The 20,729-nt window shown below is 69.1% G+C and carries 26 protein-coding genes and 1 other RNA gene; 20 read left to right on the top strand and 7 right to left on the bottom strand.

Annotated features, from left to right (window positions below):
• Positions 1 to 832 precede the first annotated feature (832 nt).
• The 8 genes from PMI01_RS22505 (at position 833) to PMI01_RS22475 (ending at position 6,036) form a co-directional block, all read left to right on the top strand.
• Positions 833 to 1,315 carry a CinA family protein gene (locus tag PMI01_RS22505; RefSeq protein WP_007674672.1) on the top strand — a complete coding sequence of 161 codons (483 nt, stop codon included), beginning with the start codon at positions 833 to 835 and terminating at the stop codon, positions 1,313 to 1,315.
• A 119-nt stretch (positions 1,316 to 1,434) separates the two neighbouring features.
• Positions 1,435 to 1,482, top strand: coding sequence for a hypothetical protein (locus PMI01_RS28265; RefSeq protein ID WP_369744215.1), 48 nt, complete (start codon positions 1,435 to 1,437; stop codon positions 1,480 to 1,482).
• Positions 1,483 to 1,579: 97 nt separating this feature from the next.
• The gene (locus PMI01_RS22500; protein WP_007674657.1) at positions 1,580 to 3,385 is read left to right on the top strand and encodes an acetolactate synthase 3 large subunit; all 1,806 of its coding nucleotides are present in this window, start codon (positions 1,580 to 1,582) and stop codon (positions 3,383 to 3,385) included.
• Positions 3,386 to 3,519: 134 nt separating this feature from the next.
• Positions 3,520 to 3,807 carry a BrnT family toxin gene (locus PMI01_RS22495; protein WP_035037854.1) on the top strand — a complete coding sequence of 96 codons (288 nt, stop codon included), beginning with the start codon at positions 3,520 to 3,522 and terminating at the stop codon, positions 3,805 to 3,807.
• Positions 3,788 to 4,075 carry a BrnA antitoxin family protein gene (locus tag PMI01_RS22490; RefSeq protein ID WP_007674655.1) on the top strand — a complete coding sequence of 96 codons (288 nt, stop codon included), beginning with the start codon at positions 3,788 to 3,790 and terminating at the stop codon, positions 4,073 to 4,075. The genes PMI01_RS22495 and PMI01_RS22490 overlap by 20 nt, the downstream gene beginning before the upstream one ends.
• A gap of 1 nt (position 4,076) precedes the next feature.
• Complete coding sequence (gene ilvN / locus PMI01_RS22485; RefSeq protein WP_007674646.1) at positions 4,077 to 4,634, top strand: acetolactate synthase small subunit; 558 nt, start codon at positions 4,077 to 4,079, stop codon at positions 4,632 to 4,634.
• Positions 4,635 to 4,636: 2 nt separating this feature from the next.
• On the top strand, positions 4,637 to 5,494 hold the full coding sequence (locus PMI01_RS22480) for a hypothetical protein (RefSeq protein ID WP_007674645.1): 858 nt from the start codon (positions 4,637 to 4,639) through the stop codon (positions 5,492 to 5,494).
• A gap of 83 nt (positions 5,495 to 5,577) precedes the next feature.
• Positions 5,578 to 6,036 carry a hypothetical protein gene (locus tag PMI01_RS22475; protein ID WP_035037857.1) on the top strand — a complete coding sequence of 153 codons (459 nt, stop codon included), beginning with the start codon at positions 5,578 to 5,580 and terminating at the stop codon, positions 6,034 to 6,036.
• Positions 6,037 to 6,048: 12 nt separating this feature from the next.
• On the opposite strand, the gene PMI01_RS22470 is transcribed toward PMI01_RS22475, so the two are convergent.
• A complete protein-coding gene (locus PMI01_RS22470) occupies positions 6,049 to 6,711 on the bottom strand; it encodes an aquaporin (protein ID WP_007674640.1) in 663 nt (220 codons plus the stop codon).
• 139 nt (positions 6,712 to 6,850) lie between these two features.
• Complete coding sequence (locus tag PMI01_RS22465) at positions 6,851 to 7,762, bottom strand: AraC family transcriptional regulator (RefSeq protein WP_007674638.1); 912 nt, start codon at positions 7,760 to 7,762, stop codon at positions 6,851 to 6,853.
• 203 nt (positions 7,763 to 7,965) lie between these two features.
• On the opposite strand from PMI01_RS22465, the gene PMI01_RS26805 reads away from it, so the two are divergent.
• The 7 genes from PMI01_RS26805 to PMI01_RS22435 all read left to right on the top strand — a co-directional run bounded on the left by PMI01_RS26805 (position 7,966) and on the right by PMI01_RS22435 (position 13,364).
• Complete coding sequence (locus PMI01_RS26805) at positions 7,966 to 8,286, top strand: Atu4866 domain-containing protein (protein WP_035037851.1); 321 nt, start codon at positions 7,966 to 7,968, stop codon at positions 8,284 to 8,286.
• Positions 8,252 to 8,617: a transfer-messenger RNA gene (ssrA, locus tag PMI01_RS26605) on the top strand. The genes PMI01_RS26805 and ssrA overlap by 35 nt, the downstream gene beginning before the upstream one ends.
• A 179-nt stretch (positions 8,618 to 8,796) precedes the next feature.
• Entirely contained in the window at positions 8,797 to 9,282 is a 486-nt protein-coding gene (locus PMI01_RS22455; RefSeq protein ID WP_007674636.1) for an SspB family protein, read from the top strand.
• Positions 9,283 to 9,285: 3 nt separating this feature from the next.
• Positions 9,286 to 9,756 (top strand): PaaI family thioesterase, encoded by a 471-nt coding sequence (locus PMI01_RS22450; RefSeq protein WP_007674632.1) that lies wholly within the window; start codon positions 9,286 to 9,288, stop codon positions 9,754 to 9,756.
• A gap of 5 nt (positions 9,757 to 9,761) precedes the next feature.
• Positions 9,762 to 10,541: a C13 family peptidase gene (locus PMI01_RS22445; RefSeq protein WP_007674630.1), complete on the top strand. Its 780-nt coding sequence runs from the start codon at positions 9,762 to 9,764 to the stop codon at positions 10,539 to 10,541.
• Positions 10,542 to 10,670: 129 nt separating this feature from the next.
• A complete protein-coding gene (locus tag PMI01_RS22440; protein ID WP_007674628.1) occupies positions 10,671 to 12,863 on the top strand; it encodes a serine hydrolase domain-containing protein in 2,193 nt (730 codons plus the stop codon).
• A gap of 111 nt (positions 12,864 to 12,974) precedes the next feature.
• Positions 12,975 to 13,364 (top strand): hypothetical protein, encoded by a 390-nt coding sequence (locus PMI01_RS22435; protein WP_007674626.1) that lies wholly within the window; start codon positions 12,975 to 12,977, stop codon positions 13,362 to 13,364.
• Here PMI01_RS22435 and PMI01_RS22430 read toward each other — a convergent pair.
• From PMI01_RS22430 to PMI01_RS22415, 4 genes are all read right to left on the bottom strand, one after another.
• Positions 13,326 to 13,712 carry a RusA family crossover junction endodeoxyribonuclease gene (locus tag PMI01_RS22430; RefSeq protein WP_007674625.1) on the bottom strand — a complete coding sequence of 129 codons (387 nt, stop codon included), beginning with the start codon at positions 13,710 to 13,712 and terminating at the stop codon, positions 13,326 to 13,328. The two genes, PMI01_RS22435 and PMI01_RS22430, sit on opposite strands and share 39 nt — an antisense overlap.
• A gap of 2 nt (positions 13,713 to 13,714) precedes the next feature.
• Complete coding sequence (locus tag PMI01_RS22425) at positions 13,715 to 14,038, bottom strand: YbjQ family protein (RefSeq protein ID WP_007674622.1); 324 nt, start codon at positions 14,036 to 14,038, stop codon at positions 13,715 to 13,717.
• Positions 14,039 to 14,105: 67 nt separating this feature from the next.
• Positions 14,106 to 15,302: an acyltransferase family protein gene (locus PMI01_RS22420; protein WP_007674621.1), complete on the bottom strand. Its 1,197-nt coding sequence runs from the start codon at positions 15,300 to 15,302 to the stop codon at positions 14,106 to 14,108.
• A gap of 171 nt (positions 15,303 to 15,473) precedes the next feature.
• A complete protein-coding gene (locus PMI01_RS22415) occupies positions 15,474 to 16,013 on the bottom strand; it encodes a DUF1697 domain-containing protein (protein WP_007674618.1) in 540 nt (179 codons plus the stop codon).
• Between the two features lie 126 nt (positions 16,014 to 16,139).
• On the opposite strand from PMI01_RS22415, the gene fumC reads away from it, so the two are divergent.
• Genes fumC through PMI01_RS22395 form a run of 4 tightly spaced genes read left to right on the top strand, consistent with a single transcriptional unit; the run spans position 16,140 to position 19,030 of the window.
• Positions 16,140 to 17,531 carry a class II fumarate hydratase gene (fumC, locus tag PMI01_RS22410; protein ID WP_007674616.1) on the top strand — a complete coding sequence of 464 codons (1,392 nt, stop codon included), beginning with the start codon at positions 16,140 to 16,142 and terminating at the stop codon, positions 17,529 to 17,531.
• Positions 17,532 to 17,533: 2 nt separating this feature from the next.
• Complete coding sequence (locus PMI01_RS22405) at positions 17,534 to 17,980, top strand: GNAT family N-acetyltransferase (protein ID WP_007674614.1); 447 nt, start codon at positions 17,534 to 17,536, stop codon at positions 17,978 to 17,980.
• Entirely contained in the window at positions 17,977 to 18,717 is a 741-nt protein-coding gene (locus tag PMI01_RS22400; RefSeq protein WP_007674612.1) for an AAA family ATPase, read from the top strand. The genes PMI01_RS22405 and PMI01_RS22400 overlap by 4 nt, the downstream gene beginning before the upstream one ends.
• A 40-nt stretch (positions 18,718 to 18,757) precedes the next feature.
• Complete coding sequence (locus PMI01_RS22395; protein WP_007674610.1) at positions 18,758 to 19,030, top strand: type II toxin-antitoxin system CcdA family antitoxin; 273 nt, start codon at positions 18,758 to 18,760, stop codon at positions 19,028 to 19,030.
• On the opposite strand, the gene PMI01_RS22390 is transcribed toward PMI01_RS22395, so the two are convergent.
• Positions 19,020 to 19,421, bottom strand: coding sequence for a YccF domain-containing protein (locus tag PMI01_RS22390; protein WP_007674608.1), 402 nt, complete (start codon positions 19,419 to 19,421; stop codon positions 19,020 to 19,022). The two genes, PMI01_RS22395 and PMI01_RS22390, sit on opposite strands and share 11 nt — an antisense overlap.
• Positions 19,422 to 19,577: 156 nt before the next feature.
• Here PMI01_RS22390 and PMI01_RS22385 point away from each other — a divergent pair, with 156 nt between their 5' ends.
• On the top strand, positions 19,578 to 20,432 hold the full coding sequence (locus PMI01_RS22385; protein ID WP_007674606.1) for an FkbM family methyltransferase: 855 nt from the start codon (positions 19,578 to 19,580) through the stop codon (positions 20,430 to 20,432).
• The last annotated feature ends 297 nt before the right edge of the window (positions 20,433 to 20,729 follow it).

Genomic DNA, 20,729 nt, shown 5'->3' with positions numbered 1-20,729 from the left:
TTCCCTACACGACGCTCTTCCGATCTCGGCCTTCGACAGCGCCGACATCGCCGCGCGGGGCCGTCCCGCCATCGTGGTCGGCGGCACCGGCCTCTATTTCCGCGCCCTGACCGACGGCCTGGCCGACATCCCGCAGGTGCCCGAGACCCAGCGCGAGATCTCCAGCCTGCTCTACGCCGCCCAGGGCGAACCGGAATTCCGCGACGTGCTGGCCGCGCTCGACCCCGCCGCCGCGGCCCGCATCGAGGTCGGCGACCGCCAGCGGCTGATCCGCGCCCACGCCGTGGCCATGGCCACCGGCAAGTCGCTGACCGCCTGGCAGACCGACACCCGCCCCACCCTGGCGCCGGGCGCCTGGCGCGGCGTGGTGCTGGACCCGCCGCGCGCCGAACTCTACGACCGCTGCGACGCCCGCCTGTCGGTGATGGTCGAGAGCGGCGCCCTGGACGAGGTGGCGGCGATGGAGACCCGCGGCCTGCCCGCCTCGCTCCCCGCCCTCAAGGCCCTCGGCTATCGCGAACTGGCCGCCCATCTGCGGGGCGAGACGTCGCTGGATGAGGCGCTGGACGCCGCGCGGCAGGAGACCCGCCGGTACGCCAAGCGGCAGATGACGTGGTTTCGGAACCAGACGCCGGACTGGGGGCGGGTGGAGGCGCTTGAGCCTGGGGCGCAGTGGGATCAGCTTGCCGCCCTTGCCCCCTCCGGACCGCTTCGCGACCCTCCGCCCCCATAGGGGGAAGAGTTTGCGCGCTTGGGCTCCGCCCCCTATGGGGGCGGACAGGCGGCGAAGCCGCCAGGTGGGGGCAAGTCTCCCGATACAGAGGAATAGCCCATGACCGAACTCGACCGCCTCGCCGCCGCCGTCGGGCAACGCCTGACCGAACGCGGCGAGACCGTCGCCGTGGCCGAATCCTCGGCCGGCGGGCTGATCTCGTCGGCCTTGCTGGCCGTGCCGGGGGCGTCGAAGTTCTACGCCGGCGGGGCGGTGGTCTACACGGCCCGCGCCCGCCTGACCCTGCTGGACATCCCGCAGAAGGCCATGGACGGCCTGCGCTCGGCCAGCGAGCCCTACGCCGTGCTGCTGGCCCGGGTGGTCGGCAAGAACCTCAAGGCGACCTGGGGCCTGTCGGAGACCGGCGCGGCCGGGCCGGACGGCAACCGCTATGGCGACGCGGCCGGCCACAGTTGCATGGCCGTGGTCGGGCTGGATCAGGAGGTCAGTCTTACCGTCGAGACCGGGATCGACGACCGCGCGGCCAACATGCGCAGCTTCGCCGAGCAAGCCCTTGCCCTGCTGCTGAAGACCTTGGGCTGAAATTGGCGCGGGCGACGGCGTGGCGCCGTCGCCACGGGTCGTTTCTTGCGTCAAAGCGCGCCTTGACGCCCCCTCGCGAGCATGGCATTCCCCGATCATCCATTTGGAGCAATACACTCGTGCGCAACACCATGATCGTACTTATGGAGCGGCCGTTCACGGCGTGACCTTGAAGTCACGCTGGTAGATCGGTCGCGCGTACAAAGGTCCTTCGGGACCTTTTTTCTTTTCAGCCCTACCCACAGTCCATCCGGGACCCCCGCCATGACCGCCCACCAGACCATCGAGAGCTCGGCCCCCGCCGACACCGCCTCCCGCAGCATGACCGGCGCCGAGATCGTCGTTCGCGGCCTCGTGGACCAGGGCGTCGAGGTGCTGTTCGGCTATCCGGGCGGCGCGGTCCTGCCGATCTATGATGCGCTGTTCCACGAGCCGCGCCTGCAGCACATCCTGGTCCGCCACGAACAGGGCGCGACCCACGCGGCCGAGGGCTACGCGCGCTCGTCGGGCAAGCCGGGCGTCGTCCTGGTCACCTCGGGCCCGGGCGCGACCAACGCCATCACCGGCATCATGGACGCTCTGATGGACTCCATCCCGATGGTGGTCATCACCGGCCAGGTCCCCACCCACCTGATCGGCACCGACGCCTTCCAGGAAGCCGACACCGTCGGCATGACCCGCTCGTGCACCAAGCACAACTACCTGGTCAAAGACGTCCGCGACCTGCCGCAGATCATCCACGAGGCCTTCAAGATCGCCACCACCGGCCGTCCCGGCCCGGTGCTGATCGACATCCCCAAGGACGTCCAGTTCGCCAAGGGCGAATATTACGGCCCGACCGAAGTCCGCTCGACCCACGCCTACAATCCCAAGACCAAGGGCGAGGCGAGCCGCGTCGCCGAGGCGGCCGCCATGATCGCCCGCGCCCGCCGGCCGATCTTCTACACCGGCGGCGGCGTCATCAACGCCGGCCCCAAGGCCAGCGCGTTGCTGCGCGAGTTCCAGGCCCTGACCGGCGCGCCGGTCACCTCGACCCTGATGGGCCTGGGCGCCTTTCCGGCCGCCGACCCGGCCTGGCTGGGCATGCTGGGCATGCACGGCACCTTCGAAGCCAACAACGCCATGCACGACTGCGACGTGATGATCTGCGTCGGCGCGCGCTTTGACGACCGGGTCACCGGCCGGCTGGACGCCTTCTCGCCGGGCAGCAAGAAGATCCACATCGACATCGACGCCTCGTCGATCAACAAGAACGTCCGCGTCGACCTGCCGATCGTCGGCGACGCCGCCAGCGTGCTGGAAGACCTGATCGCCGCCTGGAAGGCCGCCGGCCACCAGGCCAACAAGGCCGCCCTGACCGACTGGTGGGCCCAGATCGACACCTGGCGCGCCCGCCAGTGCCTGAACTACCGGCGCTCGGAGACGGTGATCAAGCCGCAGTACGCCATCGAGCGGCTGTACGCCCTGACCCAGGACAAGGACGTCTACATCACGACGGAAGTCGGCCAGCACCAGATGTGGGCCGCGCAGTTCTTCCGCTTCGAGGAGCCCAACCACTGGATGACCTCCGGGGGCCTGGGCACCATGGGCTACGGCCTGCCCGCCGCGATCGGCGTGCAGTTGGCCCATCCGGGCAGCCTGGTCATCGACATCGCCGGCGAGGCCTCGATCCAGATGTGCATCCAGGAGCTGTCGACGGCGATCCAGTTCGGCCTGCCGGTCAAGATCTTCATCCTCAACAACGAATGGATGGGCATGGTCCGCCAGTGGCAGCAACTGCTGCACGGCGAGCGCTACAGCCACTCCTATTCCGACAGCCTGCCCGACTTCGTGAAGCTGGCCGAGGCCTACGGCGCCGTCGGCATCCGCTGCTCGGACCCGGCCGAGCTGGACGGCAAGATCCTGGAGATGATCAACAGCGACAAGGTCGTGGTCTTCGACTGCCGCGTCGAGAAGCACGAGAACTGCCTGCCGATGATCCCCTCGGGCAAGGCCCACAACGAGATGATCATGGGCGACGTCGAGGACATCGGCAACGTGATCGGCGCGGCCGGGGCGGGGCTGGTTTAGAAACGTCTGTTTCTTTGCTTTACCGATCCTGACGCCGTCTCGATCTTCCCTTGCAGCTGAACCCTGCGAGGAGGGGCCTGTGGGCGCCGCACGCTTGACGAATAGGCATTGTGCGCACAAAATTGTACGTACAGATGTCGTTTGAATGGGACCTGGAGAAGGCGAGGGTCAATCTCGCCAAACATGGGATCTCTTTCGAGTTCGCCCGGCGGGTATGGGACGATCCACACCTTGAGATCCTGTTGGATCGGGTGGTGAATGGCGAACCGCGTTGGCACGCCGTCGGACTTGTCGGAGCCACGATGATTGTCGTCGTGGTCCATACCTATCCGGACGAAGATGACGATGAGCATGTCAGGATCATCAGCGCCCGAAAGGCTACGCCCTCTGAAAGGAGGAAACATGAGCAGCCGACCTTTTAGCCCCGAAGAGCTGGAGCAACTCGCGCGTCTCGAAGCCCTGCGCGACGAGGACATCGATCTCAGCGACATCCCTGAGATCACCGACGAGCAGTGGGCCACAGCCTTCCGCCCCGGCTTGCACCGCCCCATCAAGATGCCCGTCACGATCCGGCTCGACGCCGACGTCGTGGGCTGGTTCAAGGACCATGCGGGCGGCAAGCCCTACCAGACCGAGATCAACCGCGTGCTGCGCCAGCACGTGGCCAAATCAGAAAAGAAGCGCGCCTGACATGACCAGCCAACCCGCCACCACCCCAGGATCCGCCTACGACATGCCCACCGCGTCCGAGGTCGAGCAGACCGCGACCTTCGCCCTGCTGGTCGACAACGAGCCCGGCGTGCTGCACCGGGTGGTTGGGCTGTTCGCCGCGCGCGGCTACAACATCGAGAGCCTGACGGTCGCCGAAACCGACCATAAGGCCCACACCAGCCGCATCACCGTGGTCACCCGCGGCACCCGCCACGTGCTCGACCAGATCGAGGCCCAGCTCGACAAGGTGGTCAATGTCCGCCGGGTGCACGACGTGACCCGCGACCCCAACGGCGTCGAGCGCGAGCTGGCCCTGGTCAAGGTGCGCGGCTCCGGCGTCGACCGCGTCGAGGCCCTGCGCATCGCCGAGATTTTCCGCGCCAAGCCGGTGGACACCACCCTGGAGAGCTTCGTGTTCGAGATCTCGGGCGCGCCGTCGAAGATCGACAAGTTCCTCGACCTGATGCGACCCTTGGGCCTGGTGGAACTGTCGCGCACCGGTGTGCTTTCCATCGAGCGGGGCGTTGAAGGAATGTAGCGATGACGGGCGCGACGCTTTTCGCCGGCCTGCTCGCGGGGTTCGCCCTCGCCGGCCAGCAGCCCGCGCCTCCGGTCGTGTCCGCGCCGCCTGATCCCGCCGTCTGGTGGGCGCCGGAAATCCCCAAGCCGCCGCCCGAGCAGGACCCGTTCCAGGGCCGGCGCCTGCGTCCCGGTGAGACGCTCGTGCCGATCGACAACGGCGTCGATCCCCTGCTCTACCGCCTGTGGGGCCTGCAGCCCCTGCAAAGCCAGCTGATCAAGCGCGGCGAACTGGTGCTGGAGGTCTGGGCCCGGCCGTCGCTCGGCGTGCGCCAGGCCGTGGTGCGGGTCACCGTGCGCCGCGACGGGCGCGCCTTCGTCCAGGCCCGGGCCGGCCTGGGCTGCTGCACGCCGGAGATCACCCGCCGGGTTGACATCGACGCCGAGCTGGCGCCCGAGCAGGTCGCGCCCCTGAAGGCCCTGGCGGGCGACGCGCTGTGGAGCCAGCCGCGCGCGGTGATCGTCGACTATGGCGGCGGGGCGGTGGAGCCGGTGTGCGTGGACGGGGTCTCGTGGGACGTCACCCTGCTGGTCCCCGGTCAGGCCCGTCACCTGCGCCGGGCCTGCGACGACGCCGAGGTCGGCTCGATCGCCCCGGCCCTGGCGGCGGCCCTGGCGGCGGCTTCGGGGCGCGACGCCCGGTTCGACGCGGTGTTCGCCCGCGGCGGCGACTTCTCGCGCCAGCAGCGGGCCTATGACGCGTTGATCGCCTCCGGCGGTCGGCTGAAGGCCGGCCAGAGCAACCGGCCGCAGCCGCCGGCCGTGCCGGTCCCCGCGGACGACGAGGTCCAGACCACGGCGATCACGCCCTCCAATTGACGCCGTCGCCGGCGCCGCCGGAGATTGAATCGCTCAAATAACCGCGCTATCCAAACTGGACCATGGAGCTTCAGGGGATCGCCGTGACCCACGACCATACGTCGCTCAAATCCGTGCTGGCCGCCGCCGGGGCCGCCTGCGCCCTGCTCTGCGCCGCCTCGGGCGCCCAGGCCCAGGCCAGGCCGCAGATCAAGTACCAGCCCGCCGCCACCGCCCCCGCCGTTCCCGACGGCTTGAAGGTGTTCTGCGCCAAGACCCCGGACGACCTCAACGGCAGCAAGACCTGCCCGGTGATCTACTATGGCGGCTTCGCGACCTGGATCTACAGCTTCATCGACAATCGCTTTTCCTTCGCGGTCGTCAGCTACGACGCCAAGGGCAATGTGGTCCAGAACCTGACCCGCGACGGCGCGCGCTACGTCTTCGACGTCACCTCCAGCGACGCCGGCCAGACCGTGATCCTGCACGGCCAGGCCAACCGGCACGTCGAGCTCCGGTGGTCAGAGCTGCCGCAGCCCCCCGTGGCGGCCGCCCAGCCCTGACCACCTGTCGTCCTACCCCACCTTCAGCAGGTTGAAGCGGTAGAGCAGCGCGCCCAGCACCGCGCCGATCGCCGGGGCGACGAAGAACAGCCACAGCTGGGCCAGGGCCTGGCCGCCGACGAAGATCGCCGGGCCGAAGCTGCGGGCCGGATTGACCGACACGCCGGTCACCTGGATGCCGACGATGTGGATCACCGCCAGGGCGATGCCGATGCCCAGCCCGGCGAAGCCCGGCGCGGCGTCGGTCCCGGTCGAGCCCAGGATGACGATGACGAACAGGGCGGTCATCACCACCTCGAAGACGAAGGCCGCATGGACGGGGAAGGCGCCGCCATAGCCGGGTCCCCAGCCGTTCTGGCCCAGGCCATGGGCGGTCGAACCGGCGATGCACAGCAGCACCGCCGCCCCCGCCGCCGCGCCGGCGAACTGGGCGACCCAGTAGAGCAGCATCTCCTTGGCGCTCATCCGACCGGCGACGAAGGCCGCCAGACTGACCGCCGGATTGACGTGACACCCCGACACCGGACCGATGCCGTAAGCCATGGCGATGATCGCGAAGCCGAACGCCAAGGCGATGCCCAGTTGTCCGACGTGGTCACCCCCCAGAACAGCCGCGCCACAGCCAAACAAGACCAAGGCGAACGTGCCGATGAACTCGGCAATGATTTTTGACATTGGCCGCTTCCCTCTCCGATTCTCGCCTCCACCTTGGAGACAAGCCCCGGGGAGCTTGTCTCTATTTGGCGAGTCTAGGAATAGGGGAAAACATCCAGGCGTTGCCCGGGCGCCCGGAACACCCGACGGTTGGGGCCCTTCAGGTATCGAGCAGCATGTCCGGCCGAGCCCGCAGGCGGGCCACATCGCGCAGCGGCGGCGCGCCGAACAGCCGGGCGTACTCGCGGCTGAACTGCGAGGCGCTGTCATAGCCCACCGCGTGGCCGGCCGAACCGGCGTCCAGCCGCTGGGCCAGGATCAGCTTGCGCGCCTCCTGCAGGCGGATCTGCTTCTGGTATTGCAGGGGGCTGAGCGCCGTGACCGCCTTGAAGTGGCGATGCAGGGCCGACGGGCTCATCCGCGCCTCGGCCGCCAGGTCGTCGATGCTGAAATGCTGGTCGAAGTTCTGCTTGATCCAGCCAATGGCCCGCCGAACCTGGCGCATGCGCCCGTCGGCCCGGGCGATCTGGGCCAGGCGCGGCCCCTGGTCGCCCAGCAGCATGCGGTAGAGGATTTCGCGCTCGATCAGCGGGGCCAGGATGGCGGCGTCGCGGGGCGTCTCCATCAGCCGCACCATCCGCATCACCGCGTCCAGCAGCGGCGGGTTGACCTGGCTGACCGCCATGGCCCCGACCAGCGGGCCGGCGTCCTGGGCCAGGGCCGGCTCGCCGCCGGTCTGCAGCAGCAGGTCGCCGATCACCTCGGGGTCCAGCGCCATCTTGAAGCACAGATACGGCGTCTCCGGCGTCGCCTCGACCACCTGGCCGATCACCGGCAGGTCCACCGAGGCCACCAGGTAGCGCATGGCGTCATAGACCAAGGTCGTGCCGCCGCTGATCACCTGCTTGCGGCCCTGGGCCACCACGCAGACGGCGGCGCCGAACACGCCGTGGACCGGCTCGCTGGGCTGGCTTTGGCGCATCACCGTCACCCGCTCGCCGTGGATTTCATGGGCGCCGTCCGTGGGGGCGTATCGTTCAATCAGCGCCGCGAGTTCGCCCTGCTCGACCATGACCAAATTCCTTTCGGCAACGGACATTCTCCTAGCCAAGCCGGAGGGGGCCGTCACGCGCTCCGGACCTGATGTGCAGGATCGTGCAATCAAGTCGGAGCATCGGTCTATCACCCCGGGGCCCGGACGCGTCACATTGGCGAGGTCTGCTTCGTCACAGCTCCTGTCTGGTCGCGACGAGGCCGCCCGCCCCCGAGGTTCCCATGAAATACTACCCCAAGATCGCTCGCCGCGTGTCCGGCGTGTGGGCCAGCGCCGACGGCGTCGCCCTTGAACTGCAAATGGATGGCCGCTTCGAAGAACGCCACGACGGCGAGGTGGTCTTCACCGGCCACTACGAGATGGAGGGCGACAGCGTGCGCCTGTTCGAGGACGGCGGCGGCCTGCTGATCGGCCGCATGACCGAGGGTCGGCTGAGCCTGGAGCCGCCGCCCCGTCCGCGCGAAGCCGGTCGATTTCCCGGCCGTTCTCCCAGTCGGGGCCAACGTCGGCCTTCCCTCGGCGCGTCCCACCCCCTATATTGAATTTGTCCGGGTTCGCCCGGACTATGGGGATAAACGCGCACGTAATAAGCGGACTGGACCCGGGTGCGATTCCCGGCGGCTCCACCAAATCTCTCCCGAGTTATCACGGGACTGCATGGGGCCGATCAGCATCGACAGACGTGTAAAGGTGTATGCTTTCTCTCGGCGTGGCTCACCGTTTCGGGCCATTTTACTAAATGCGAACGATAACTTCGCTGAAGAGTTCGCTATCGCCGCGTAATGCGGTTCTAGTGAATTCGCCTCTTAAGTCCTAGGGGTTCAGATCCCTAGGCGGGGCCCGGAGGGAGCCTGCCAACAGAATCCCTCCACTTCCTCCCTCGCGAAGCGGGGGAGGTGGCGCGGCGCAAAGCGCCGTGACGGAGGGGGCCAGCGCCACCGCCCTTTTTGCTTCCCGATCTCCCCTAAAATTGACGCTCCCCCACCTTCTCGCCGCCCCCGCGACAGGCTACTCTGGGCGCTTCGTTCCAGTTCCCGTTCTTGATGGACCGCATGGCCCAGACCAATCCGCCTGAAGACCTGATGCAATACGAGGCGATGGCCCAGGACGCGTTGCGCGGCGTGGTCAAGGCCGCCCTGCGCAAGGCCGCCGCGCCCGGCGGCCTGCCCGAGCCGCACCATCTCTACATCACCTTCAAGACCCAGGCGGCCGGCGTCTCCGGCCCGCAGGACCTGCTGGGCAAGTATCCCGACGAGATGACCATCATCCTGCAGCACCAATACTGGGACCTGGCGCCGGGCGAGACCTTCTTCTCGGTCACCCTGAAGTTCGGCGGCCAGCCCAAGCGGCTGTCGGTGCCCTACGCGGCCGTCACCCGGTTCTACGACCCGTCGGTGCAGTTCGCCCTGCAGTTCGAGGCGCCCGAGATCGCGCCCCAGGCCCCCGAGCCGGAGCCGGAACCCGAGGTCACCACCCCGAGCGACGGCGGCGACGACGCGCCGAAGATCATTTCCCTCGACCAGTTCCGCAAGAAGTAGCGCGTGAGCGACGTCGCTTCGGACACGCCGCAGACCCTGACCGACGAAGCGATCCTCGCCCGCTTCCGCGCGTCGAAGAACCCGCCGGGCAGCGCCCGCACCCTGGGGTTCCGGATGCTCTCGGTCAGCCAGGCCGAGCGCCGGGTCGAGATCGCCTTCGAACCCAGCGTCGAGGCGGTCGGCAACCCGATGGGCCAGGTGCAGGGCGGCTTCGTCAGCGCCATGCTCGACGAGTGCATGTCGGTGGCCGGGATGATCACCTCGGGCATGACCTGCGTGGTCCCGACCCTGGAGATGAAGACCAGCTTCCTGCGCCCCGCCCTGCCCGGTCCGCTCAAGGGCGTCGGCTGGGTGGTGAAGTGGGGCAGGACGGTCTGCTTCACCGAGGGCGAACTCTACGATCCCGAAGGCCGCCTGCTGGCCAAGGCCAGCGCCACGGCCATCCCGACGCCCTTCGTGAAATTCAAGAAATAGGCGCCATGAAGCAGACCGCGGGCCTGATCCTTGGTTTGCTGGTGCTGCTTCTCGCTCAGCCCGTCCGCGCCGCTGACCGGCCGTTCGGCCAATGGGCCGCGGTGGTCGTGGCCGGCGACTGGCACGCCCATTCCGGCGGTCCCACCGAGGCCTTCGACAACGCCCGTCGCGACGTCAGCCTGGCCCTGGCGGACCTGGGCTTCTCGCCCGGCGCCGTCCGTCAGTACTCCGTGCGTCCCAGGCGCTATCCCGCCGTGAAACCCGGCAAGACCGACCTGCGCCGCATCCATGCCGGCCTGCGCGAGCTGGCGGTCAAGAACCCCGCCGGCTGCCTGTTCTATGTCAGCAGCCACGGCGCGCCGGAAGGCGTGCAGGTCGACGACGGCCTACTGCCGCCGCACCTGCTGGCGGCGATGATCGACGACGCCTGCCCGGCGCGTCCCTCGATCGTGGTGGTCTCGGCCTGCTTCTCGGGGGTCTTCGTCCGCCCGCTGCAGAAGGACGACCGGATGATCCTGACGGCGGCGCGCTCCGACCGCACGTCGTTCGGTTGCAGCGAGGACGACAAGTATCCCTATTTCGACGACTGCTTCCTGTCCTCGGCCCCCACGGCCCACGATTTCGCCGCCCTGGGCCGGGCCGTGCAGGCCTGCGTGGCCCGGCGGGAACGCGACACCGGAGCGGAACCGGCGTCCGAGCCGCAGCTGTGGATCGGTCCGGGCCTGCGCCCGCTGCTGCCGCTCTACGCCTTTCCGCCCCGCCCTTCCCCGCCAGGCGGCCGCTGATCGGACCGCCCGCGCGACAGGCGTCCACGGGAAAGGCGTCCGGGTCGCGCCGCGGCCCCTTTGATCCGCCGCCGGGGCGCCCTAGAAGGTCAGTTCACCTATTTCCACACAGCCATTGAGGTCTTGTTCGTGACGCTGCGTCTTTCGTTCAAGGCCGCCACCCTGGCGGCGCTCATCGGCGGTCTGCTCGGCGCGCCGGTGGCTGAAGCCCAGGACGCCCCCGCCACGCCGCCGGCCGCCACGACGATCGTGATCCCGTCCGCGCCCATCCCGTACACAAGGATCCGCCCGCGCGCCAAGCGTCCCCGTCCGCGCCCCGTCGCCGCCGCGCCGGCCGGGATCGCGACGCCGGCCGCGACCACGGCGCTGGCCGCGACCGCTCCGAAGACCGCACCGAGAACCGCCCCGCCGACCGCCACGCCCGCCGCCGCCATCGCGCCGCCGGCCGGCGTCGCGCCGCTGCCGGCCGCCGACCTCGAGGCCTTCGTCGACGGCGTGGTGCGCAACAGCATGGCCCGCGACCACATCGCCGGCGTCACCGTCGCCGTGGTGCAAAACGGCCAGGTGGTGCTGAAGAAGGGCTATGGCGTCGCCAGCCTGAACGACGGCCGCCGCGTCGATCCCGACCGCACGCTGTTCCGCATCGGCTCGATCTCCAAGACCTTCACCTGGATCGCCCTGATGAACGAGGTCGAGGCCGGGCGCATGCGCCTGGACACCCCGATCAACATCTACCTGCCCGAGAAGCTGCAGTTGAAGGACCAGGGCAAGAAGACCCCGGTGCGCCTGCGCGACCTGATGACCCATACCCCAGGGTTCGAGGACCGGGCCCTGGGCCAGTTGTTCGAGCGCGATCCGCGCCGCGAACGCCCGCTGGAGCTCTACCTGCGCCAGGAGCGGCCCAACCGGGTGCGCGAGCCGGGCCTGCTGCCGGCCTATTCCAACTACGGCGTGGCCCTGGCCGGCGCGGCCCTGGCCAACGTCACCGGCCAGCCCTTCGAGAAGGTCGTCACCGACCAGGTGATCTTCCCCGCCGGCCTGACCCACACCACCTTCCGCGAGGAGCGTCCGTGGCGTGACGACCTGCCCGCGCCGATGGCCGCGGCCCTGGCCGCCGACCGCTCGGACGGCTTCCGCTGGACGCCCCTGGGCTTCCAGACCGAGGCTCCCGAGTTCATCGGCCACATCGCTCCCGCCGGCTCGGCCTCGAGCACGGCCGGCGACATGGCCCGCTACATGACCATGCTGCTGAACGGCGGAGTCATCGACGGCAGGACGGTGTTCTCGCCCAAGACCAGCGCCGCCTTCCGCACGCCGATGTACCGCCCCGCCGAGGGCGCGCCGGGCTGGAACGCCGGCTTCATGGACATCCCCCTGCCCGGCGGCCACCGGGGCTTTGGCCACGACGGCGCGACCCTGTGGTTCCACTCCAGCATGGTCATGGTTCCCGACCTGGGCCTGGGCGTGTTCGTGGCCGTCAACACCGACACCGGCGCCGGCCTGCCCGCCAGCCTGCCCGCCACCATCGTCGAGCGCTTCTACGCCCCCCGCCCCGAGGTTCCGCCCGCCAGCCGTCTGACCGCCGACCAGGCCCAGGCCTATGAGGGCCAGTTCCTGACCACCCGCCGGGCCTATGGCGGGCTGGAGGGCTTCATCGACCGGCTGATCGGCGGGGCCACGGTGCGCGCCGCCCCGGACGGCCGCCTGACCCTGACCCTCGACGGCAAGACCAGCCAGTGGACGGCGACCGACCAGCCCGACGTCTTCGCGCCGCTCAGCGGCGCGGGCCTGCTGGTCTTCCAGCGCGAGGAAGGCCACGTCGTGCGGTTCTTCTCGCCGACGGGCGCGGCGGCCTTCGAGCGTGTCGGTTTCCCCTACGCGCCGGGCCTGTTGAAGACCTTCGCGGTCCTGACCGCCCTGGCCGCGATCGCCACCCTGATCGGGGTCTTCACCCGCGATCGCCGCGAGTCGCGCCAGACCCCGACCCAGGCCCGCGCCAGCCTGCTGCAGACCATCCAGGCGGTGCTGTGGCTGACCGCCCTGACCGGCGTCGGGATCTTCGCGGCCGGGGCCTCGGACGTCGCCACGGTGTTCTTCGGCTGGCCCAGCGGCTGGCTGCTGACCGCCTCGGCCTGCGCCTTCGTCGCCACCCTGCTGACCATCGCCACCCTGGCCATGGCCCCGGTGGTGTGGCGCGGCGGCCGGCGGGTCGACAGCTGGACCTCGCTGCGCAAGCTGGGCTTCACCTGCACGACCCTGATCTTCCTGGGCTTCGCCCTGATCCTGGCGGCCTGGGGCTTCCTGGAATTCTGGAACGCCTAGGGCCACGACCGGGGACAGGCGCATGCGCCTGTCCCCGTTTCGCGCCAAGTCGTCATCACCGGCACGTAATCTGCACCCACGAGCCCGGGGAAACCTCGGGGGGAGCCGGTCGTGTCAAAGCAGGACGTCATCGTCTTTTCCGCCGCCGGGCTCGCCGTCTGGCTGGCCGCGACGCTGTTCTACGCGGCGTTCGGCGACGGCCTGCTGGAGCGGGCCTTCTGGTTCTATGCGCTGAACGCCTTCGCGGCGGCCGGCGCGGCGGCCTTCGCCTTCCAGGCCACGGCCCGGCTGCGGCGCATTCCGCGCGGGCGACGGCTGTTCCCGGCCCTGGCCTTCACCCTGCCGGGCCTGGCCGGCGCCAACCTGGTGCTGGCCCATTTCGACGCCCTGGCGCCCGCCGGCCCGGTCAGCGCGGGCCGCTACGGCGCCTTCGTGGCGGTGATCCTGATCTCGGTGGGCGCGTCAGCCTTCGAGCGTGGACCGCAGAAAGCGCGTCTCTAGCTTCCGCACCACGATGACGATCCGCTCCCGCTCGGCCGGACGGCGCTCGACCAGCAGCCGGGCCACCTGGGCGTCGTCGTGGAAGGCGTAGCCCTTGATGGCGTCCAGCAGGGCCTTGGCCAGATTGTCCAGGTCCATCCACGGCGGCTCGCCGACGAACTCCATGCCGATCTCGACCGAGAACTCGCCCCAGGCCGGCCGCGAACCGCGCCAGACCTTGCGGAAGAACTCGTAGATCAGCGGCTTGTAGTACTTGGCCTGGGTGGTCAGGCCGTCGACCACCAGGGTCAGTTCGCCGTTCTCTTCCCGCGCCCGGACCTTGCCGTGATGGATCCAGCCGTCGTCCACGCTTAAACGGCCGGCTCGACCCGCACGGCGGTGCCGTAGGCCAGCACCTCGGTGATGCCTTCCATGATCTCGTTGGCGTCGTAGCGCATGGCGATGACGGCGTTGGCGCCCATCTCGGCCGCGTGGGCCACCAGCAACTCGTAGGCCTCCTTGCGGGCCGCCTCGGCCAGGTCGACATAGATCGACAACTTGCCGCCGAAGATCGACTGGATCGAGCCGCCGATGTTGCCGATCACGCTGCGCGAGCGGACGGTGACGCCCCGCACCAGGCCCAGATGGGCGACGATGCGGTAGCCGGGCAGGTCATTGGTGGTGGCGACGAGCATGAGCGGTCTCCTGAGGCGCTGGGCCGTGTCCCGCCCCTATATCGGACCGCTCGCCGCCCCGCCATCGTTAGAGCCGCAGATGGATCCCGCGCCGGTGCAGAGGCGCGATCACGGCGATGATCAGGGCCAGGATCGCCAGGGCGCAGAGGAACGAGGCCAGATAGGGATCGGCGGTCAGGCGCTGGGCCGTCTCGAAGCCGAAGCCCTGGGGCGTGAGGTCGGGAAGCCCGGCCCGGTGCGTCTGCAAGGTCAGGCCGGCGCAGGCGCCCAGCACCTGCGACATCACGAAGGCCAGGATGGCGTTGCCGCCCAGCACCGTCAGCGGCCAGGCCGCCAACTGCGCCGCACGCGCCTGCAGAACCACCTGCAGCACGACCAGGGCGGCCAGGGAGGCGCCGCTGCTGAACAGGGCGAAGCTGGGCGTCCAGAGGCGCTTGTTGACCGGCACGATCGGGTCCAGCGCCAGGCCGGCGACGATCAGCGCCGCGCCCAGGGCGAGCAACGCGGCCAAGACCCGGCCCCGTCCCTGGCGCCCGTCGCCGGTCCGGGCCAGGAACGCGGCCGCGACCGCGCCCAGCAGCACGTTGACGGTGGCCGGAAACGTCGAGAGCAGACCTTCCGGGTCATAGGTCACCCCCACGCCCTCGGTCGTGCCCCAGGGCCACAGGTGGGGGATCGTGAAGACCGCCCGGTCGATGAAGGCCGGCAGCGCCCCTTGCGAGTCCCAGCGATCGACGCCGAACCCCGGCACCGGCGTGAAGGTCAGCAACGCCCAGTAACCGACCAGCAGCCCCACGACGGCCAGGACGACGCCGCCGACGTTCAGGCGCAGTTGGCCGTCGGCTTCGGCCCTGGCGGGCAGGATGCAGATCGCGCTGGCCAGGGCGTAGCAGAGGCCGATCCGCTGCAGGACGCCCGGAATGCGCAGATGGGCCAGGTCGAAGCGCGGCAGGGCGTTGAGCACCAGGCCCAGCAGGATCAGCAGCGCCGTGCGCCGGGCGACCTTGATCCACAGGGCGGCGGACGCCCCCTCCCCGATCCGCAGGCGGGGGACCGACAGGCCGATCGCCACGCCGACGCAGAACAGGAAGGTCGGAAACACCAGGTCGGCCAGCGTCCAGCCTTGCCAGGCCGCGTGTTTGAGCGGCGCGTAGGCGTGGGCCCACGCCCCCGGACTGGTCACCAAGATCATGCCCGCGACGGCCAATCCTCGCAGAACATCGAGCGCAACGATCCGTCCACCACCCGCCTTCGCCGAGTCCATGGCCTGCCTCCCCCCCTTTTTTGTCGGCGAGACCTTGTCACGAAAGACAGCGCTGTCAAATAGCATTTCGACTTCGCATTGTCCGGGTGGCGGAGGCCGATCGGAGTCCTTGCGCCCGCGGCGGGCCGAACGCGGTGGAACGCAGGATGTCGCGAGACATTCGTCGCGGCGTCAGAGCCCCACCATCGCCGCCAGCTTGAGCACGGTGTTCCAGTTGCGGGCGGTGCCGAGCGGCGCGCGCTTGGTCTTCTTCCAGTCGCGGTCGAGCATCGAATGGCCGACGTCGTCGGGATAGTCGACATAGAGCTCGCGCGTTCCGGCCTTGAAGGTCTCGGGACCGGTGATCGCCGCGCGCAGCGTCGCCTCGTCCCCGTCCGGCAGCGGCCCCTTCATGAAATGCACCAGCAGGTGGTTGGGGTGGCTCTTGACCTCGTCCGGATAGGGATTGGCGTCGATGATCGCCTTCAGCTCGGCGGGCGTACGGACAAAGAACTCGGTGCGCAGGCCCATGCGCTTCTCCAGCCCGTCCTCCAGGCGTTGCTCGATGTCGGCGTCCGAGCCGCCCCTCCCCCACAGCACCAGGTTGCCGCTGGCCAGCAGGGTCTTGGCGTCGTCGAAGCCCAGGTCCTTGGCCAGGCCCAGCAGGTCGTCCTTCAGCACCTTGCGGCCGCCGACATTGACGCCGCGCAACAGGGCGATGTGAGGGCTCATGGAAGACTCCCGTTCGCTGAGATTTCGAGGCGTAAGGCCGACGCGCGCCGTTCGCAAGCCGGGAGCGTTGCCCTAGGCCCGGCTTGGGTCTAGACCCCGCTCGACAGATTTTCGGAGACCCGCCGCATGACCGCCACGCGCAACGAGACCGACACCTTTGGCCCGATCGCCGTCGAGGCCGACAAGTACTGGGGCGCCCAGGCCCAGCGCTCGCTCGGCAACTTCAAGATCGGCTGGGAGAAGCAGCCCCTGCCGATCGTTCGCGCCCTGGGCGTGGTCAAGCGCGCCGCCGCCGAGGCCAACCTGGCGCTCGGCAAGCTGGACCCGAAGATCGCTGAAACCATCGTCGCGGCCGCCAACGAGGTGATCGAGGGCAAGCTGAACGCCCACTTCCCGCTGGTGGTCTGGCAGACCGGCTCGGGCACCCAGTCGAACATGAACGCCAACGAGGTGATCTCGAACCGCGCCATCGAGATGCTGGGCGGCGAGATGGGCAGCAAGAAGCCCGTCCACCCCAACGACCACGTCAATATGAGCCAGTCGTCGAACGACACCTATCCGACGGCGATGCACGTGGCCTGCGCCGAGCAGATCGTCCATGACCTGCTGCCGGCCCTCAAGCACCTGCACGCGGCCCTGAAGGCCAAGTCCGACGCCTGGGCCAAGATCATCAAGATCGGCCGCACCCACACCCAGGACGCCACCCCGCTGACCCTGGGCCAGGAGTTCGGTGGCTACACGCAGCAGGTCGCCAACGGCATCGAGCGCATCGAGAGCACCCTGCCCAAGCTGATGGAACTGGCCCAGGGCGGCACCGCGGTCGGCACCGGCCTCAACGCCCCCGTCGGCTTCGCCGAGAAGGTGGCCGCCCAGATCGCCGCCATCACCGGCCTGCCCTTCACCACCGCCCCCAACAAGTTCGAGGCCCTGGCCGCCCACGACGCCATGGTCTTCAGCCACGGCGCGATCAACACCGTCGCCGCCAGCCTGTTCAAGATCGCCAACGACATCCGCTTCCTGGGCAGCGGTCCGCGCGCCGGCCTGGGCGAGCTGAGCCTGCCCGAGAACGAGCCCGGCTCGTCGATCATGCCGGGCAAGGTCAACCCGACCCAGTGCGAGGCCCTCACCCAGGTTTGCGTCCAGGTGTTCGGCAACCACGCCGCCGTCACCTTCGCCGGCAGCCAGGGCCATTTCGAGCTCAACGTCTTCAACCCGGTGATGGCCTACAACTTCCTGCAGTCGGTGCGCCTGCTGGCCGACGCCGCGATCAGCTTCACCGACAACTGTGTCGTGGGCATCGAGCCGCGCGTCGACAACATCCAGAAGGGCGTCGAGAACAGCCTGATGCTGGTCACGGCCCTGAACGGCCGCCTCGGCTACGACATCTGCGCCAAGATCGCCAAGACCGCGCACAAGAACGGCACCACCCTGCGCGAGGAGACGGTCGGCGGCGGCTACCTGACCAACGAAGAGTTCGACCAGTACGTCCGCCCCGAGAACATGATCTCGCCGGGCTGATCTTGATCCAGCTGATCCGGATCATCGACGACCTGCCGGACGGCTTTCCCGCCCTCCTCGCCGACGCGGCGAAGGAGGGCGTTCGCAACATGGCGCTGCTGGCCCAAGGCTGGGCGGGCGGCGACCAGTGCTTCGACGGCGACGGCGAGGCCCTGCTGGGCGCGCTATTGGCGGGAGCGCTCGCGGGTGTCGGCGGCCTTTCCATCGAGTCCGACGCGACCGAACCGGCCCTCCGCGTGCGCCGCTTCTACGTAAGACCGGACTTCCGCCGCCAGGGCGTGGCCCGCACCCTGGCCTCCGCCCTGATCCAGGAAGGCCTCGACCAGGTCGACCTGCTCACCGTCAACGCCGCCGCCTCCCCGGCCGCCGCGCCGTTCTGGGAAACCCAGGGCTTTTCGCCCGACGCCACGGGGCCTTGGACACATGTCCTGCGGCGGAGCGCCACATGACCGCCCTCGACCGTCCCTACTGGATCGAGGCCCGGGTCGAGCGGCGCGAGGGCTGGGACAGCGGCGCCTACCCCTTCAACCTGCCGGTGGTGCGCGACCTCGACACCCTGGCCTTCCACCCGCGCGTCACCTTCCTGGTCGGCGAGAACGGCTCGGGCAAGTCGACCCTGATCGAGGCCCTGGCCGTGGCCTGGGGCTTCAACGCCGAGGGCGGGTCGCAGAACTTCCAGCTCTCGACGCGGGCCTCGCACTCGCCGCTGCACCAGCATCTGCGCAAGGTGCGCGGGGCGCTGCGACCGCACGACGGCTTCTTTCTGCGGGCCGAGAGCTTCTTCAACGTCGCCAGCTATGTCGAGGACGTCGGGGTCAGCGGCTACGGCGGCACGCCCCTGCACGAGCAGTCGCACGGCGAGGCGTTCTTCGCCCTGTTCGACAACCGCTTCCGGGGCGACGGCCTCTACATCCTCGACGAACCGGAGGCGGCCCTGTCGCCTCAACGCCAGCTGTCGTTCCTGGCGCGGCTGCACGAGCTGGTCCTGGCCCGCTCGCAGTTCATCATCGCCACCCATTCGCCGATCCTGCTGGGCTATCCCGACGCCTGGATCTACCAGGCCTCCGAGCGCGGGCTGGAGCGGGTGGAGTACGAGGACACCGAGCACTTCCAGGTGACCCGAAATTTCCTCAACCGCCGCCAGACCTTCCTGGACATCCTGCTGTCGCCGGACGACGAGGGCTGACGGCTACAAGGCCCCCGGGGAGCCGTGCTAGGCTCCAGGCATGGGCAAGGTCGAACTCGACATCGGCATCGATCCGGAACTGCTGGCGCAGGCCAAGCGGCTGGGGATTTCGGTCGCCGGCATGAGCGAGACGCAACTGCGGCTACACTTGCAGAAGGTGGATCCGGCGGGCGCTGAAGAACGCGCCCGGCGCTGGGCGGAAGAGAGCGCCGAGGTAATCGCCGAACTCGATCGCTTCGTCGAAGAGCATGGCGCATTCGGCGCGGAGTGGCGTCGACCGGCTGTTCACCGGCTTCTGACGCCTACGGCTTGACCACCACCACCCGGCCGATCGGCGCAATGGCCACCACGGCCAGCTGCAGGTCCTTGATGGCGAAGGGGATGCCGATGATCGTCACGGCCTCGGCCACGGCGATGACCAGGTGCGACAGGGCGATGTACCAGCCGCCCAGCACGAACCAGATGATGTTGAGCACGCAGCCCAGGCCGCCGGTGCCCAGGTCGCCCTTACCGGTGACGATCTCGCGCGGGACGATCTCCTTGCCGAACGGCCAGAAGGCGAAGCCGGCAATGCGCCAGGCCGCGCCGGTATAGGGCAGGCCCACGACGGTGATGGCCAGCAACAGGCCGCCCAGCAGCCACAGCAGGCCGCTGATCCAACCGCCCATCACGAACCACAGGATGTTGAGCAACAGCCGGATCATCGCGGTCTCCACTTCGGTCCAAGCCTAGCCGTGCGACGAATCGCGGTCCGTGTCGAGGTCAGGCGGGTGACGTCGCGGCTCGGTGTCGCTACATGACGATCCTGAAACAAGACCGCCGCGCCGCGAATCCTCGCGCCGCCCCGCGACGAGGATTCCATGGGCCTGTTCCGCAAGAAGAAGCATCAAGCCATCTCGCTGCCGGTCGGGGTCGCGCCCGTCCCCACCTCGGTGAAGTTCCGCGGCTGCACCTTCCGCATGCCCGACCACTGGGTGATCACCAAGCAGCTGCTGGACGGCAAGGACTACGAGCCCTGGGTGCTGGACTATTTCCTCCAGACCCTGAAGCCCGGCATGACCGTGCTCGACGTCGGGGCCAGCTGGGGCGCCTTCGCCCTGCCGGCCGGCAAGAAGGTCGGGGCCACGGGCCAGGTGATCGCCGTCGAGATGAGCCCGGGCAACGGCCGGGTGATCCTGGAGAGCGCCAAGGTCAACGCCATCGACAACATCCGCCTGATCCTGGTCGGGGTGTCCGACACCCTGGGCACGGCCTTCCTGCGCCGCCAGACCATGCACAACAACCACCAGCTGGAGCCGTCGGGCGATGGCACGCCCAGCGACCTGAGCGAGTTCGACATCGCCCCCGTCGTGCCGCTGGACCTGCTGCGCGGCGAGTTCGGCAAGGTCGACGTCATGAAGATCGACATCGAGGGCATGGAGTACCGGGCGTTCATGGGCGCCAAGGCCTTCATGGCCGAGCAGAAGCCGATCACCTTCCTGGAATATTCGCCGCGCTTCCAGGCCGAGACCTCACGGGCCGAAGGCTCGGCCCTGCTGAGCTTCTTCCTCGACCTGGGCTACGGGATCGAGATCCTGCACCGCAAGAAGAAGCGCGAGGCCGTGAAGGGCGCGACGCCGGCCGAGGTGATCGCCAATGTCGACGCGGCCTGGACGCGGCATGTCGAGGACGACAACGGCACGCACCTGGACCTGTGTTTGAAGGCGAAGGGCTAATCCACTCTGTCATCCCGGGCGTACCCCGGCGAAGGCCGGGGGTAGATCCGGGACCGCCGGAAGCGCCTGCGTTCACGCGCCGGTCCCGGATCTTCGCGCTACGCGCTCGTCCGGGATGACAACGATAGGGTTCGTGACGTCGACCGCTACTTGATCAGCTGCCACTTCCGCGCCCACCGGCCCTTGCCGAAGCGCGTGAGGATCAGCAGGTAGAGGCCGGCATAGATCACCGTGCCGGCGCCGATGGCGACCATCGCCCAGGTCCCCGGCGCGTGCAGCGGCGGCGGCAGCAGCCAA

Source organism: Caulobacter sp. AP07 (assembly GCF_000281955.1).
Taxonomy (GTDB): domain Bacteria; phylum Pseudomonadota; class Alphaproteobacteria; order Caulobacterales; family Caulobacteraceae; genus Caulobacter.
The sequence above is the reverse complement of the archived record's forward strand: the minus strand, read 5'-3'. Positions and strand labels throughout refer to the sequence as shown.

Excerpts from the sequence above, each read along its gene's own strand:
- PMI01_RS22505 (WP_007674672.1), top strand. The coding sequence starts at position 833 with ATGACCGAACTCGACCGCCTCGCCGCCGCCGTCGGGCAACGCCTGACC.
- PMI01_RS22500 (WP_007674657.1), top strand. The coding sequence starts at position 1,580 with ATGACCGCCCACCAGACCATCGAGAGCTCGGCCCCCGCCGACACCGCC.
- PMI01_RS22495 (WP_035037854.1), top strand. The coding sequence starts at position 3,520 with ATGTCGTTTGAATGGGACCTGGAGAAGGCGAGGGTCAATCTCGCCAAA.
- PMI01_RS22490 (WP_007674655.1), top strand. The coding sequence starts at position 3,788 with ATGAGCAGCCGACCTTTTAGCCCCGAAGAGCTGGAGCAACTCGCGCGT.
- ilvN (WP_007674646.1), top strand. The coding sequence starts at position 4,077 with ATGACCAGCCAACCCGCCACCACCCCAGGATCCGCCTACGACATGCCC.
- PMI01_RS22480 (WP_007674645.1), top strand. The coding sequence starts at position 4,637 with ATGACGGGCGCGACGCTTTTCGCCGGCCTGCTCGCGGGGTTCGCCCTC.
- PMI01_RS22470 (WP_007674640.1), bottom strand. The coding sequence starts at position 6,711 with ATGTCAAAAATCATTGCCGAGTTCATCGGCACGTTCGCCTTGGTCTTG.
- PMI01_RS22465 (WP_007674638.1), bottom strand. The coding sequence starts at position 7,762 with ATGGTCGAGCAGGGCGAACTCGCGGCGCTGATTGAACGATACGCCCCC.
- PMI01_RS26805 (WP_035037851.1), top strand. The coding sequence starts at position 7,966 with ATGAAATACTACCCCAAGATCGCTCGCCGCGTGTCCGGCGTGTGGGCC.
- PMI01_RS22455 (WP_007674636.1), top strand. The coding sequence starts at position 8,797 with ATGGCCCAGACCAATCCGCCTGAAGACCTGATGCAATACGAGGCGATG.
- PMI01_RS22445 (WP_007674630.1), top strand. The coding sequence starts at position 9,762 with ATGAAGCAGACCGCGGGCCTGATCCTTGGTTTGCTGGTGCTGCTTCTC.
- PMI01_RS22425 (WP_007674622.1), bottom strand. The coding sequence starts at position 14,038 with ATGCTCGTCGCCACCACCAATGACCTGCCCGGCTACCGCATCGTCGCC.
- PMI01_RS22420 (WP_007674621.1), bottom strand. The coding sequence starts at position 15,302 with ATGGACTCGGCGAAGGCGGGTGGTGGACGGATCGTTGCGCTCGATGTT.
- PMI01_RS22415 (WP_007674618.1), bottom strand. The coding sequence starts at position 16,013 with ATGAGCCCTCACATCGCCCTGTTGCGCGGCGTCAATGTCGGCGGCCGC.
- fumC (WP_007674616.1), top strand. The coding sequence starts at position 16,140 with ATGACCGCCACGCGCAACGAGACCGACACCTTTGGCCCGATCGCCGTC.
- PMI01_RS22400 (WP_007674612.1), top strand. The coding sequence starts at position 17,977 with ATGACCGCCCTCGACCGTCCCTACTGGATCGAGGCCCGGGTCGAGCGG.
- PMI01_RS22395 (WP_007674610.1), top strand. The coding sequence starts at position 18,758 with ATGGGCAAGGTCGAACTCGACATCGGCATCGATCCGGAACTGCTGGCG.
- PMI01_RS22390 (WP_007674608.1), bottom strand. The coding sequence starts at position 19,421 with ATGATCCGGCTGTTGCTCAACATCCTGTGGTTCGTGATGGGCGGTTGG.
- PMI01_RS22385 (WP_007674606.1), top strand. The coding sequence starts at position 19,578 with ATGGGCCTGTTCCGCAAGAAGAAGCATCAAGCCATCTCGCTGCCGGTC.